The organism is Pseudovibrio japonicus (assembly GCF_014651595.1).
Taxonomy (GTDB): Bacteria; Pseudomonadota; Alphaproteobacteria; order Rhizobiales; family Stappiaceae; genus Pseudovibrio; species Pseudovibrio japonicus.
The window spans coordinates 132,900-146,399 of record NZ_BMXE01000007.1; the positions used below are offsets into that span (position 1 = coordinate 132,900).

Consider the following 13,500-nt stretch of genomic DNA (forward strand, 5'->3'; position numbering starts at 1 on the left):
TCACGACTGCGATCCCTGATCAGCTCCATTTGAGAGAAGATCAGAGACTGCATAACTGTCCCAACGCTGCTGTTCGACAAAGTCAAAATGCTGAGTAAAGCGAATTAGTTGATCTGCTGTTCAGCAGCGCGTACTGGTAGCAGGGCTGGTGCGAAGTGGAGGAGGTAGCGGCAGCTCACATATAGCACGACTGCTGTTGCTACATAGAGCTCAAGGTTCGCCAATACCCTTACCTGCTCCACAAGGTTGGCACTCGCCCCCAGACTTTCCATCCATGTCACAGTCTTGAAAAGTGCCGTTGCGCCGATGACAAGGGGAAAGGTGAAGGCGGAAAAGCCCAGAGAGAACGGCATGCGCAGCAAGTGCAGGAATGACAGGTAGATCAGTGCAGTCATGGCCACGGCAATACCCCCCAGAACAGCAACAACCACGGGTGATGGATTGACCATGAGTGTCAGATAACCGGCAAGGGAAAGACTTGCAGGAGCTGCCAGGATTGCGATCGTTGGCTTTGCGGCATCCGGGACTTCTGGATGGAAAATCAGGCGGTACAGCATCATGGGCAGCATGACGGCGTAGGCGATAAGTCCAACCCAGAGCAATGCATGGGCAAGTCCCTCGAACGCACCGCCGGGAAAGGCAACCGCTGCAGCGACGATCCCGATGGGTGGTACAAACCAACTTGGAACCATGTGGTGCAGGTTGAAGTTCCTTGCCCGGTGATAAGCAAAGGAAGCCAGAAACACCAGATGCAGGCCGACGCCGATCAACCAGAGCGCTTCCCCTACGCCAAAGTTATATTGCGAAACGGCATTGGACACGATCACCAGTGCCATGGCTGTTGTCGGCATCACGCTGCCAACGACCGGGTGTTTCAGGTCCTCGGAAATCGCATTGCTCGCAAAGATGACTTTACCGAGAAGAAGCACCAATAAGATGCCGGAGATCAGCGCACCTGTGAGTTGCAGCGTGCCACCAAAATTTCCGGCATTTTCCAATGACCAGCCGAGACTGGCGATGCCAAGTGCCAGTCCGCCAAGCGGCGCTGGAACCTGTCCGAGTTTGGTTCGCAGAGTGTTCATTGAAAATGCCCGTAACCTGAGGGTGAGAGGGAAAAGCTTACAACTGAGGTCCTAGAGCATTTGAAGTGTCCTGAAAATCTGAATATATTGAATGGTAGGTTCAATTAAAATGAACTAAGGGTAATACTGTCCCAATTAATGGATATCTATCGAAATGAATGTGACGTTCCGCCAGCTGAAAGTGTTTGTCTGCATTACTCAGGAAGGCTCCATCACGGCGGCGGCAGAAAAACTGTTTCTGACAAAGTCAGCCGTTTCCATGGCTCTTGCTGAGCTTGAGCGGCAGTTGGGGCGTAAGATGTTTGACCGCACCAACAAGCAGCTTATCCTGAATGAACAAGGGCGCCGTCTATTGCCCCTGGCGGACGAGCTTCTGGACAGAGTCGACGCGATAACCCAGCTTTTTGAAGGGGAAGATGCAACCAACGGTAATCTGCGTGTCGGGTCCAGCTACACAATCGGTAACCATTTGCTCCCGACTCTGTTGGGAGATTTTCGCAAGCATACCGGCTACTTGCATCAGTCACTCAGTCTGTCAAACTCCACTACGACCTGCAGGATGCTATTGGATTTCGAGCTGGATCTGGGGTTCATCGAGGCAAAAATTAGTGACAAACACCTGGTAATCGAACCGTGGATGACAGATGAAATGGTCGTTGTTTGCGCGCCATCACAGGCGCCTCAGGCTGACAGTCCGTTCGATCTGGAGGTGCTGGAAGGGAGAAACTGGGTGCTGCGGGAACCAGGATCCGGCACGCGGGAGTTCTTTGTCATGGAAGTTGCAGCAAAGCTTGAGGAGTGGACGGTTGCCTTTGAACTGAGCAGCACAACGGCAATCATCAATTCCGTGATTGCGGGGCTTGGATATACCATGCTCTCGCGGCGCTCGGTCAGCACGGCCATTGAGGACGGTCGATTAGCGGTCGTCCCGTTAAAGCATACAATGATCCGGCAGTTCTCACTCGTCTACAATAAAGAAAAGTACCAGAGCCCCGTCTTCAAATCCTTCCGCGAATACGCACATAAATGGGCCTTGGGTCGCGAATAATGCTTTGTATGGGTTTGCAAGTAAATAGTGTTTGAATTTATTGGAGCCGCCCTGATTTGTTGACGGCGCATGCGCACTTCGAAAATATCCGTTAGTCTAGAATATAGTTACGGGAAGTTGGGCGCGCATGTGTTAGAGGGTCTTCCTGTTTTCTCATTGTGTGAATTTCGCGAAATATAGGTAAGTGCATATATCTAACTTGATTGCCCCTTAGATTCTCTCTAGCATTCCCTTTGGTAAAGGGAGGCGCCAGTGTGTATTGAAATTCCTTCAAATCAACCCTGTCGGTTTGAGCTGGATGAATGGAACACACGCCTGACCGAAATCTGCGGTCACTTTGTCACCACATCAGACAGCGCCAGCGTGACGGGCAACGCCAGCTTGCTCCAGCTTGGGGAGGTTGATTGTGCCCGGGTCACGCACAATGCAAACCAAATCGCCCGCAGTGCTTCCGATATAAGTAAGGATGGCGATGCTTTTTACTTCCTGATCCTCCAGCTGCGCGGTGAAGCGGAGCTGGAACAGAACGGGCAGACTGCCCTTCTCTCCAAGGCTGGCGATATGACGCTGATCGATTCCGTCAAATCTTCGGTTTTCCGCGCCAACCGGACACTGGGATCGGACCAGATCTCCATCCACATCCCGCGCCATTTGCTGCACAAGCAGTTCAACTCCTCCTATGCCTGCGGACGCAAAGTCTCGGGGTCGTCCGGTGCAGGACAGTTGATCAACGGGCATCTGAATATGCTGATGACTGCTCAGCCCGGAAGTCAGAAGCAACACTTGCTCTCCGGCGCCTTCAATAATGTGGTGAGTGCAACGTTTCTGGAAGAAGATACCAATCCGCTGCAAGAGGGCTACGACAAGCTGCAGTTGCTGCTCTCGCTTATTCATGACAATGCGCTGGAAGAGAGCTTCAATATGGATGAGCTCTGCAAGCTCTCCAACATGTCCCGTAGTAGCATTTACCGGCTGTTCAAAGAACATGGCCTGAGCTGCAATGAGCAGATTGCCAAGGTGCGTGTTGGCCGGTTCAAGCGGGAGCTGTCGCGCCGCTTGTATTCCAGACAGGACTTCAGGATCTCGCAGATGGCGTTCGAATTTGGGTTTCGTGACCTTTCGACCTTCAACCGTGCGTTTCGCGCTCAGGTTGGCATGTCCCCGCGCACGTTCGCAGAGCAGATCCGGCAGCGGGAACCAGCGCTGCAACGATATGCCCAGTAAATTGTACAGGATGCGCAGACACACTGTTGAGGGCTCGCCTAAGCTTTCACAGGACGGAATTTTGAGGGGAGACAACGCAGGTGGGTTCATCTCCCCTTTTTAGGGAGGGAACCAATGACTCTTAAAATGCTGGGGGGGCTTGTTGCTGCCTCGATGCTCACGTCTGCGGCGTATGCTGCAGACATTCATCCGCTTGATGGCCTGACAGGAGAGGAACTCAATGCGGTTCGCGCAGCACTGATCAAAGCCGAAGTTGCAAGCGATCAAACCCTTTATCCGCTGATTGAGCTTCTGGAGCCGCATAAACAAGCGGTACTAAGCAACGCGATGGATGGGCGTCTCGATCGTCGCGCCACAGTGCACTTTCAGGCAGACGGTAAGTTCCAACAGGCCGTCGTGAACATCACCAAGGGAACAGTTGAAAGTAATTCGGAGCTTGAAGGCCAGCCTATGATCATGCTGGCAGACTTTATGTCAGCCATGGAGATTGCGCTGGGGGATGAACGCATGGTCGCGGGTCTTGCTAAACGCGGTCTGACACCGGATGACGTTTATTGTCTGCCGCTCACTGCAGGAAACTTCTTTAGCGATGCGGAACAGGGCAAACGCCTGATGAAGGTGCCGTGCTACGTGAACCCGACAGGCTCCAACTTCTACGCCAAACCGATTGAGGGATTGGTGGCTGTCGTAGAGCTTTCCGAGCGCAAGGTGCTTGAGGTTCTGGATGAAGGCGTCGTTCCACTGCCCGAAGATGCGTGGGGCTATTATGAGGAGGAGGTTGCCAAGCGCGTTGCGCTGCGAGCCAAAACCAATCCGGCACGTCTGCAACAGGATGGCGGCCCGAACTTCACGATTGAGGGCAGTGAAATCACATGGGACATCTGGAAGATGCGCTATCGCGTCGACAAACGTCCGGGCCTTGTGCTTTCACAAGTCAAAGCCAATGATGGTGAGAACTGGCGCTCCGTGCTCTATCAGGCCTCTCTTTCCGAAGTGTTCGTGCCATATATGGACCCATCCGAGGGGTGGTACTGGCGCACCTATATGGACAGTGGCGAATATGGTTTCGGGCTGTTCTTAACACCGCTGCGCAAGAACGTGGATTGCCCGGACTACGCAACTTTCTTGCCTGCTCTCATACACGATGATATGGGCCAGCCACTGGAGATCCCGGACGCGATCTGTATCTTCGAGCGTGATATCGGAGATCCGGCATGGCGCCATTTTGAAGTATTTGCCCAGTCCGAGACCGAATTCGTTCCCGCCGAAGGTCGCCCCGAAACGGAACTCGTGATCCGCACGGCCTCCGAGGTTGGCAACTATGACTACCTGATCGACTACCGCTTCAAGCAGGATGGGACGATTTACCTGAAGGTCGGTGCATCTGGTCTTGATGCGGTTAAAGGCGTTGCTTCCAAAAGCTTGAGCGATCCGACCGCTGCCGAAGATACAAAATATGGCTCACTGATTGCACCGAATCTTGTGGCACCCTTCCACGACCACTACTTCAACTTCCGCTTGGACTTTGACGTGGATGGACCTGACAACACCATGATGGTTCAGGAAATCGTTGGCGGTTCGCCTCCGGTCAACGTTCCGCGCCGCTCGCTCTGGACGGTCAGGAACACACCAGTCAAAAGCGAGCTGGAAGGCCGCTTCCGCCTCAGTTCCGCAAAGCCAAAAGCTTTTATGGTGATGAACAATAATGTGGACGGGCATCTGGGCCATAAACCGGCCTACATGATTCTTCATGGCAGCGTGTCCTATGCCCCGTTTGACTTTGAAAACGACGCCCCATTCGTGCGCAACCGCTATATTGAGTACAGCGTCTGGAACACAGCTTATGATCCGGAAGAGCGCTACGCCGGTGGTGCATTGGCCATGGGGTCTGATGGGTCCGACGGGCTGGCTGAATGGGTGAAGCAGGACCGAGAGCTCATCAACAAAGATGTGGTTACATGGTTCTCCGCTGGCTTCCATCATGTACCGCGTTTGGAAGACTGGCCGGTGATGTCGACCGAATGGAAGACAATCCACATCCAGCCGATGAACTTCTTCCCACGCAACCCGGCGCTTACAATCCGGTTGCCTGACGAAACCAGTTAACGTGTATCCTCGGTTGGAGCATCTGATTGATTGGTGCTCTAACCGAGGCTTTTGTAGGTATACCCTTCTCCCGGAATAGGCTTTACCCGCCCACCTTTGGCGGCAAGTCAATTGTCACGCCGAGTTTTTCGATAAATGCCTGCATCCAGGCCCATAGGCCATGCCACTCCACGCCATAGACGATGTTTCCATCAACGACGACCCCCTCGTAGCCGAGCTTTTCGTAGGTGTTTCCGGCCATCTCTACTTCAGTCTGACATACAAAGTTGCCGGTCATGGTTTTGCCCTTCAACAGACCCGTGGCAAGCAGGATCTGAACCCCGCGGCAGATGGAGGCGATGGGTTTGTTTTCCGTGATGAAATGGGCAGTTACATCTCTCACAATCGCATAGGTGCGCAAGTATTCGCAGGATCGGCCACCGGGAAGCACAAGTGCGAGGTAGTCCGCTGGATTGATATGCTCTAGCGAAACGTTGATGTTGATGCGGTGCCCCTCCCATTCTGTGACCGTTTGATAGTCTTTGTTGATGTCGTGAATGCAGGAGGCAACTGTCTCCCCTTCCCGCTTTTGCGGGCAAGCAATATGCACCTCATAGCCAAGGGCTTTGAGCAGCATAAAGGGAACTATGACTTCATAATCCTCGCCAAAGTCACCGGTAATCAGGAGTATCTTGCGCTTCATAGGCACGCCTTTCGAAAATGATCTGTGGCAACGATGGCATGGCGCACTGAGAAAACTGTTTGACGATCAGCTCTATTTTGAACCGTGGTTAAGTCAGTTTGCACGCTTTGCGTGTGCGGGAGCGCAAGATATTGCTGCTTATTGGTAGACGACGAATGATGCCCAGAAGTATGGCTACAAACCAGACTGAGGCGACCATACAAGAGCGTGCGCCCAACACTGGATAGTGGAGCGCCGCTTCCTAACTTCCTGGGAAGTGATGGTGGATGGTTTGACAAAGAGATAGCAGGGTGTGTTGAGAGCCTGCGGGGACCACAGGCTCTCTTTTGTTGTAAGAGGGCGTTCTTATCTTGTTTACGCTGGAGCTGAAGTTATCTCTGACGCTGCGCGGTGGCTGTTCATGACACTCATAAAAGTTGCCAGGCCGATATTGCCGCCGGTTAGGATCGTCGCAACGCGCTTGCCTTGCAGATTATGGCGGTTTGCCATTAACGCAGCCAGTGGAGCAGCCCCTGCCCCTTCCGCCAGGTTGTGGGTATCCGTGTAGTAGACTGCCAAGGCCTCTGCAATTTGGTCTTCACTCACAGTCACCACATCTTCCGCACCCTTAAGGATGATCTCGAGTGGCTCTGGCTGCGGGTCCCGGCAGGCCATGCCATCGGCAAATGTGTTGGCAGTCTCTGTCTGCACCGGCTTACCCGCCGTAAATGACAGTGCAAATGCTGCAGCATTTTCGGCAGTGACACCAATGATTTTTGTCTTCAGGCCAAGCAGGTCGCGCACGGTGATCAGGCTGCAAATGCCGGAACCCATGCCGATTGGGACGTAGACCACATCCAGATCAGCAACCGCGCGGTACAGCTCCAACGCGTAAGTGGAAACGCCCTTAACCAGATTCTCGTGGAACGGCGGCACCATGTGGTAGCCGTGTTCCTCTTGCAGCTTTTGTGCAACCTTGCGGCTTTCATCAAAGTCTTTGCCAGAAATGATCACGTTGGCCCCAAAGGCCCGCATGGCTGCGATCTTTTCCTGCGAGTTGCCCTCGGGCACGACGATGTAGGAGGGGATGCCATTACGGGTCGCGCCAAGTGCTACGGACTGGCCGTGATTGCCACGTGTCGCTGTGACAAGCCCTGTCGGTTTTTCCCCCGACTTCATCAGCGCGTCCACATACGTAACCCCACCGCGCGCCTTGAAGGAGCCGGTCGGTGTATGGTTCTCGTGTTTCACAAAGATATCAACGCCTGTACGCTTCTTGAGCAGCGGCCAGGCGTAAGTTGGGGTTTCGGGCACAAACTGCCGGACGGTGGCATGGGCAGCTTCCAGATCTTGCAGAGAAAACAGCGGCATTCATTTTCCTTCTATTATCGTGAAACATTTTGCCAACACTTTACCCAGCTCGTCTCTTCCCGGCTTTCAAAATACTGACCTATTCGCCATTTACTTATGGCCTCTTGTTCATGTCAGACAAGTTGGCCTATAGGTGGGTCTTGGAAGTATGCGGGTGTCGAGAGAGAACCCATTGAAATAAATAAGATTATGAGTTCAGCATCGGAAATCATCGGCAAGTGGAAGCTGCAACTGCTCCCAAGCAGCGCCTACTGTGTCGCCTATACCGCACCTCAGGCTTCAGTGGGGTTTGCCTTCGAAAGCCAGCGCGGGGTCCATTCATTTGACAGTGACCGGCGGGTGGACTTCTGGACCCACCCCAATAGCCTCGCTTTTGTGCCTGAAGGGTGCAACGTTAGGTCGGAAAGTGACCGCGGCGGAGAGTATCTGACCTTCACTGTTCCAGCAGAGCATGTGCGCACCGATGAAAACGCTCTGCGCTTCAATCATGCAGTCTCTCCTACAGCTATTGCCGCTGCTTACCAACTGCGCAAATCTCTTATCTCAGGTGAGCTTGCAGATGGTCTGTTTCTGGAAACGCAATTGTTTGCCTTGCTGAATGTGGTGGAACAGGTACACGCAGGCGCCTACGAAGTACCTCAATCCGGTGCGTCCATGACACCTGCACGCTTGAGGCGCATCGAGGATTATGTTGAAGCGCAGCTGGATAAGACAATTTCGATTGATGATCTGGCAAAGTGCGTTGACCTGTCTGCAGGCTTCTTCAACCGATCGTTCAAGGCAGCAACCGGCAAAACACCGCATGAATATGTGGTGGAACGCCGCGTGGCGCGTGCCCGCCTGCATCTTAGCACGTCGCGGAAAAGCCTTAGCGACATTGCCCTTGCCTGCGGGTTTTCCTCCCATGCCCACATGAGCACAACCCTGCGCAAACGCCTCGACGTGACCCCCAGCCAACTCATAAGCATTGGTCAGACCCGCCGAGTGTAGGTAAGCTCTGGAGCTGCCGGTCCTATCGCCTTGCATAGTTGAGATGCAATGCGGCGTTCACTGAAACACACTGCGGCTTCAAAAACTCATGCAGGATCATTAGTGAGAGGAAAGTGTATCTGACCCAATGGGGCTAATTGCTTTTGCTGGCATGGGTCAGGTCCTTGGTTCTTTCCCCAAAAGAGCGCGATCTAATTAAAGTAACGCTACTCCGATACCTCAATCACCTTCGCCCATTCTTTCGCTAAAGCACCCAATGGCACCAGTTGCCGGTAGGTTTTCTCGCCCAAAGGCGTGGCTGCGTATCCTTCGTCGACGCGATGGATAAACTGGGCATCGCGAAGGTCCTTCAGTCGGCTGTTTAAAACCGCTGGTGAAATGCCCTCGCACTTTGCTTGCAGGTCGCGAAATGTGAGCGGGCCATTCTCGCAGGTAACCCACAAAACGCCCATTGCCCATCTCCGGCCAAACAGGTCAAAGAGCGCCATAATTGGGGCACCACTGCGTGATCCGCGAACGGGCTCTCCGGGCTTTGGAATATTACTCATGATATTGCTATTGATTTCATAGCGGATCTCCATTAATGCTGTCGCTATCAAATCAATAGCAACTTGCAGATCCAGGGTAAACCCATGCAACTGAAAACCGAAAACTATGAAGTTAGAGATCCACGGTTTCGTAGGAGTGTGAAACTGGCGGAACCAGTTGAGCAAATCTGGACGGGCGGGAAATGGACCGAGGGGCCCGTTTATTCACCAGCTTATCGGTCGTTCTTATGGAGCGATATTCCAAACGACAGGAAACTCAGGTGGGATGAGTTAACTGGGGCCGTGGGAGATTTTAAGAGTGGTCAAGGCAGATACACAAACGGCAGTACTTTGGATCGCGAAGGACGGATCGTGAGTTGCGAGCATGGAACTCGCAGTTTGACTCGCATAGAGCACGATGGTTCCGTCAAAACCCTTGTCGATCGTTTTCAGGGAAAAAAGCTTAACAGTCCCAACGACGTCGTTGTTCACAGCGATGGATCTATATGGTTCACCGATCCGGCATATGGAATCGAAACGGATTATGAAGGCTTTCAGGCAGAGCAGGAACAAGACGGTGAACACGTCTATCGTTTTGATCCGGTCTCTGGGGAATGCAAGCGCGTGGCAGACGATTTTGCCTGTCCGAATGGCTTGGCGTTCTCTCTCGATCAACAGACACTTTATATAGTCGATTCGGGCGGGACGCGTTACCAAAGCGGCGAACACCACATTCGCAAGTTTGCTGTAAACGCGGATGGCAGCCTGTCAGGCGGGGAAGTTTTCGCTGAGTGTGAGAGTGGCTTCTTTGATGGTTTCAGGCTGGATACTCAGGGCCGCATCTGGACCAGTGCGGGTGATGGTGTTCATTGTTACCATCCTGACGGTACACTGCTTGGCAAAGTGTTTGTTCCTGAGGAGGTTTCAAATCTTTGTTTTGGCGGGCTGAAACGTAATCGGTTATTTATCACTGCCTCATCCAGCGTTTATTCCGTGCTTCTGGCAACAACAGGCGCTCCGTGACCTGCCTTGGTATTGGGGCATACGTAATAAAAAATGGGCCAGAGCATTTCAAAGTATGCTCTGGCCCATATTGTTCTGGGTCAACTCTTAGTCTTCCCAGTGGGGGAACTTGATGGCTCAGGCGCCGACCATTTGCTCTTTAATTTCACTTGCAAGCTGGTCTGCGATTGGGCCGACAACCACCTGTACAGAACCGGCAGCTGGTTTGATCACGCCGTGGGCGCCAAGGCGTTTCAAGGCGCCCTCATCAATCTGGGTGTTGCTGACAACTTCCAGACGCAACCGGGTCGCACAGGCATCCACACTCTTGATGTTGGCTTGCCCGCCAAGTGCACGCAGATACGATGCAGCGCGATTATCGGCAGGAGCTGGTGCTGAGCTGGCACTCAGGACCGCCTTCACTTCAGCGGAGAGCTGGTCTGCGATTGGACCAACAACCACCTGCACGGAACCCACAGCTGGCTTGATCAGTCCAAACGCGCCGAGTGCTTTGAGCGGAGCCTCTGTGATGATGGCGTTGTCCTTAACCTTCAGGCGCAGGCGAGTTGCACATGCATCCACCTCTACGATGTTTTGAGCACCTCCCAGTGCTTTCACAAAGCCAACTGCTTTATTGACTTCCTCTACCGGAGTTGCTGTAGCGTCATCTTGAGCTTCTGCGTCCTCTTCACGGCCAATTGTGTGAAGGTTGAACAACTTGATCGCACCAACAAACAGGAAGTAGTAGATGGCGAAGAACACAGCGCCAACTGGGATTAGCAGAAGCGGCTTGGTGGAAATGCCAAAGTTGATAACATAGTCAAACAGACCGGCAGAGAACCCGAAGCCCAACTTCACGCCCAGCACATCCATGACAGCCATAGATACACCAGTCAGGATAGCGTGGATCACGAACAGTGCAGGTGCAAGGAACATGAACGTAAATTCGATCGGCTCTGTAATGCCGGTCAGGAAAGACGTCAGGCCCATTGAAAGCAGGACACCACCCACCGCAGCGCGGTTTTCAGGCTTAGCACAGCGGTACATGGCCAGACATGCGGCTGGCAGACCAAACATCATGACCGGGAAGTAACCCGCCATATAAGAGCCAGCGGTTGGGTCCAGAGCAAAGAAGCGGTTCAGGTCACCCGTGATCACGTCACCAGCTGCATTGGTGAAGTCGCCAAGAATAAACCAAACGATGTTGTTCAGGATGTGGTGCAGACCCGTGATGATCAGCAGGCGGTTCAGCATGCCATAGAGGAACAGACCAAACTCACCCATGTGGGTTAGGCCGTCGGTCAGGGCAGTCAAAGCACTGTCAAATGTTGACCAACCATAGCCGAAGAAAGCGGCAACGACCAATCCTGCGAAACCGGTGACGATTGGCACAAAACGGCGGCCACCGAAGAAGGCAAGGTAATCCGGAAGTTTGATGTCCTTGTACTTGTTGTAAAGCGTACCAGCGACAATCCCCATGATAATGCCGATTGGAATGGAGATACGGCCTTCCATGTTAGTCGCCATATCTGGATCAAGGTTGGCCAGGACGACGGCTCCCTGTTGGGCAATCAAGAACCCAACAAGGCCAGCAAGACCTGCTGCCCCGTGATTTTCCTTAGCAAAGCCAACCGCAATACCTACTGCAAACAACATACCCAGATTGGCAAAGATCGCGCCACCTGCGGAGGCGATGAAGGGAATGTTGAGAAGGTCTGGTTGACCGATGCGCAGCAAAATTGCTGCCACGGGCAACACAGCGATTGGAAGCATCAAAGAGCGGCCAAGTTTCTGGACACCCGCGAATGCGTTGTTTGACATTTTATGTCCTCCCTCTCAGTGCTCTCGTGAGACTGAGACTAACCCATTTATTATGGTCGGCATTTTCTCTTCAGGTTCGGAGAGCAAATACCTCACATCAGTTGATGTTTCGGTGTTCAAAGCAGACCCAGCCCAAACTCTGGAATCTGCCAGACGTAAAGTGCGAATAAGCGTTTTGACTGGAGCGCTCATCGCTGGTGTTCCTGCAAGTTCAGTCACACCCAACCCAATAGGAAAGCGAGCAGCGGCCTGATCGTAGGCAGCTGTGCCACATACTGCGACCCTCCGTTTTTTGGAGCAGGCGCTGCTGGTAATATGATCGTTCGATGGCAATGCGTCCTTTGTGGACGTGTGCGCTGGATTTCCGCAGTCCATTACCAAATCGAACTGGTTTAAATCGCGGGTGCTGAGGGAGAAGAACACTGCTTCTTCCGCAAGCTGTGCTGTGCTTAACGCAGCAGTCGGAACTATAAATAGGGCGCCAATATCAATGGGGTCTTCTGGACCCAACCTGCTCTGCCCTTGGTCTTTATTTATCATGCGGACGCGCAGTTTGTTGACATCGGCTGCCATTGGAACCAAGCGCCTTTTAAGGCCATAAGCCTCGAAGTGCAAGCTCGCCCGCAGCAATGCGCTTAAAAGCGCCTCGTTCTTAAATATTCCGCACTCAGACGCAGGCATTTCATCGGCGCCTTTACTTAGTGCGGTTGCATAGGCATGAACAGGAGTTTGTTGCTCTTTTAGCATCATGAGCTGCTGGCCTTGCTCGGAAGGGCGTGGCGCAATACACCGTTGGCGAGGTGGAGCTGATCGTCAATTTGGTCTGCAGGCACTCCGGCCAATCCCAACACCGCGCGCTTGACTGAACCCAATTCTGTAAACGCATTTCTTGCCAGCTCTTCGGAGACTTCAGCAATTTGCGCAGTCATGGTGACACAGCGGTTCTGTAGTTTTTTGTTAGATGGCCGCACGTTGACCATAAGGTTGTCGTGCACGGCGCCCAGCTGTGTCATGAGCCCTGTCGAAAACAGATTGAAGAGGATTTTTTGAGCGGTTCCAGCGCCCATCCGGGTGGACCCAGCGATCACTTCCGCTCCTGTTTCGGCCACGACCATATATTGGGCGACAGCTTCCATGTCTGACTGGCTGTTATTGGCAAAGCCCACTGTCAGTGCGCCAAGGTCGCGTGCTCTTTTCAGTGCTTGCAGGGTAAATTCAACAGCACCGCTGGCAGAAACGCCAATCACAACATCTGCCTCACAAACTCTGAGTGCATTGATCCTGTCGATGGCAACATCTCCAGAATCTTCAAGAGCATCAGACAAGCCATTGGTCAAGTCAGTGCCGCCTGGCAACACAACAACCATGCGTTCCTCTGGCCAGTCAAATGTCGAGCCCAGTTCAAGGCTATCAAGTAGGGAAATGACGCCGGAGGAGCCTGCCCCCACATAAATGAGCCGACCGTCGGTGGTGCGGAGGTGATGGGCAGCTGCTTGGATGGAGCGTGAGAGAGACGGCAGGGCTGGTAGCACAGAAGCGGTGGCGCGCATTTGACCATCCCACAGCGCAGACAGAATTTCACTGGTCTCCCAGGTGTCCAGTCCGCGATACTTGCTTGAGATTGCTTCTGTGTTTTTTGACATTTCCCCCACCCGACGTAGCGTCTAA

Annotated in this window: 12 protein-coding genes; 5 read left to right on the top strand and 7 right to left on the bottom strand. The window is 53.1% G+C overall.

The window, feature by feature from the left end; all coding sequences use genetic code 11:
* Positions 1–104 precede the first annotated feature (104 nt).
* Positions 105–1,082, bottom strand: coding sequence for a TDT family transporter (locus IE076_RS17700; RefSeq protein ID WP_189438118.1), 978 nt, complete (start codon positions 1,080–1,082; stop codon positions 105–107).
* Positions 1,083–1,236: 154 nt separating this feature from the next.
* Here IE076_RS17700 and IE076_RS17705 point away from each other — a divergent pair, with 154 nt between their 5' ends.
* From IE076_RS17705 to IE076_RS17715, 3 genes are all read left to right on the top strand, one after another.
* On the top strand, positions 1,237–2,130 hold the full coding sequence (locus tag IE076_RS17705; RefSeq protein ID WP_189438119.1) for a LysR substrate-binding domain-containing protein: 894 nt from the start codon (positions 1,237–1,239) through the stop codon (positions 2,128–2,130).
* A gap of 252 nt (positions 2,131–2,382) precedes the next feature.
* Entirely contained in the window at positions 2,383–3,354 is a 972-nt protein-coding gene (locus IE076_RS17710) for an AraC-like ligand-binding domain-containing protein (RefSeq protein ID WP_189438120.1), read from the top strand.
* Between the two features lie 114 nt (positions 3,355–3,468).
* Entirely contained in the window at positions 3,469–5,460 is a 1,992-nt protein-coding gene (locus tag IE076_RS17715; RefSeq protein ID WP_189438121.1) for a copper amine oxidase, read from the top strand.
* 82 nt (positions 5,461–5,542) lie between these two features.
* Here IE076_RS17715 and IE076_RS17720 read toward each other — a convergent pair whose 3' ends face one another.
* Positions 5,543–6,142 carry a DJ-1/PfpI family protein gene (locus tag IE076_RS17720; RefSeq protein WP_209009221.1) on the bottom strand — a complete coding sequence of 200 codons (600 nt, stop codon included), beginning with the start codon at positions 6,140–6,142 and terminating at the stop codon, positions 5,543–5,545.
* 354 nt (positions 6,143–6,496) lie between these two features.
* Entirely contained in the window at positions 6,497–7,492 is a 996-nt protein-coding gene (locus IE076_RS17725) for a threonine dehydratase (protein ID WP_189438122.1), read from the bottom strand.
* A gap of 189 nt (positions 7,493–7,681) precedes the next feature.
* Between IE076_RS17725 and IE076_RS17730 the strand changes: the two genes are divergently transcribed.
* Positions 7,682–8,482: an AraC family transcriptional regulator gene (locus IE076_RS17730; protein WP_189438123.1), complete on the top strand. Its 801-nt coding sequence runs from the start codon at positions 7,682–7,684 to the stop codon at positions 8,480–8,482.
* 206 nt (positions 8,483–8,688) lie between these two features.
* On the opposite strand, the gene IE076_RS17735 is transcribed toward IE076_RS17730, so the two are convergent.
* On the bottom strand, positions 8,689–9,030 hold the full coding sequence (locus IE076_RS17735; RefSeq protein WP_189438124.1) for a winged helix-turn-helix transcriptional regulator: 342 nt from the start codon (positions 9,028–9,030) through the stop codon (positions 8,689–8,691).
* A gap of 84 nt (positions 9,031–9,114) precedes the next feature.
* Here IE076_RS17735 and IE076_RS17740 point away from each other — a divergent pair, with 84 nt between their 5' ends.
* Complete coding sequence (locus IE076_RS17740) at positions 9,115–10,032, top strand: SMP-30/gluconolactonase/LRE family protein (RefSeq protein WP_189438125.1); 918 nt, start codon at positions 9,115–9,117, stop codon at positions 10,030–10,032.
* A gap of 117 nt (positions 10,033–10,149) precedes the next feature.
* Here IE076_RS17740 and nagE read toward each other — a convergent pair whose 3' ends face one another.
* The 3 genes from nagE to IE076_RS17755 are packed head-to-tail and all read right to left on the bottom strand — an operon-like array spanning position 10,150 to position 13,475.
* Positions 10,150–11,832: an N-acetylglucosamine-specific PTS transporter subunit IIBC gene (nagE, locus tag IE076_RS17745; protein WP_189438126.1), complete on the bottom strand. Its 1,683-nt coding sequence runs from the start codon at positions 11,830–11,832 to the stop codon at positions 10,150–10,152.
* A 15-nt stretch (positions 11,833–11,847) separates the two neighbouring features.
* Positions 11,848–12,579, bottom strand: a complete 732-nt coding sequence (locus IE076_RS17750; protein ID WP_194539867.1) for a putative PEP-binding protein — start codon at positions 12,577–12,579, stop codon at positions 11,848–11,850.
* A complete protein-coding gene (locus IE076_RS17755) occupies positions 12,579–13,475 on the bottom strand; it encodes an N-acetylmuramic acid 6-phosphate etherase (RefSeq protein WP_189438128.1) in 897 nt (298 codons plus the stop codon). The genes IE076_RS17750 and IE076_RS17755 overlap by 1 nt, the downstream gene beginning before the upstream one ends.
* Between the last annotated feature and the right edge of the window lie 25 nt (positions 13,476–13,500).

Excerpts from the sequence above, each read along its gene's own strand:
- IE076_RS17700 (WP_189438118.1), bottom strand. The coding sequence starts at position 1,082 with ATGAACACTCTGCGAACCAAACTCGGACAGGTTCCAGCGCCGCTTGGC.
- IE076_RS17705 (WP_189438119.1), top strand. The coding sequence starts at position 1,237 with ATGAATGTGACGTTCCGCCAGCTGAAAGTGTTTGTCTGCATTACTCAG.
- IE076_RS17715 (WP_189438121.1), top strand. The coding sequence starts at position 3,469 with ATGACTCTTAAAATGCTGGGGGGGCTTGTTGCTGCCTCGATGCTCACG.
- IE076_RS17720 (WP_209009221.1), bottom strand. The coding sequence starts at position 6,142 with ATGAAGCGCAAGATACTCCTGATTACCGGTGACTTTGGCGAGGATTAT.
- IE076_RS17725 (WP_189438122.1), bottom strand. The coding sequence starts at position 7,492 with ATGCCGCTGTTTTCTCTGCAAGATCTGGAAGCTGCCCATGCCACCGTC.
- IE076_RS17730 (WP_189438123.1), top strand. The coding sequence starts at position 7,682 with ATGAGTTCAGCATCGGAAATCATCGGCAAGTGGAAGCTGCAACTGCTC.
- IE076_RS17735 (WP_189438124.1), bottom strand. The coding sequence starts at position 9,030 with ATGAGTAATATTCCAAAGCCCGGAGAGCCCGTTCGCGGATCACGCAGT.
- IE076_RS17740 (WP_189438125.1), top strand. The coding sequence starts at position 9,115 with ATGCAACTGAAAACCGAAAACTATGAAGTTAGAGATCCACGGTTTCGT.
- nagE (WP_189438126.1), bottom strand. The coding sequence starts at position 11,832 with ATGTCAAACAACGCATTCGCGGGTGTCCAGAAACTTGGCCGCTCTTTG.
- IE076_RS17750 (WP_194539867.1), bottom strand. The coding sequence starts at position 12,579 with ATGCTAAAAGAGCAACAAACTCCTGTTCATGCCTATGCAACCGCACTA.
- IE076_RS17755 (WP_189438128.1), bottom strand. The coding sequence starts at position 13,475 with ATGTCAAAAAACACAGAAGCAATCTCAAGCAAGTATCGCGGACTGGAC.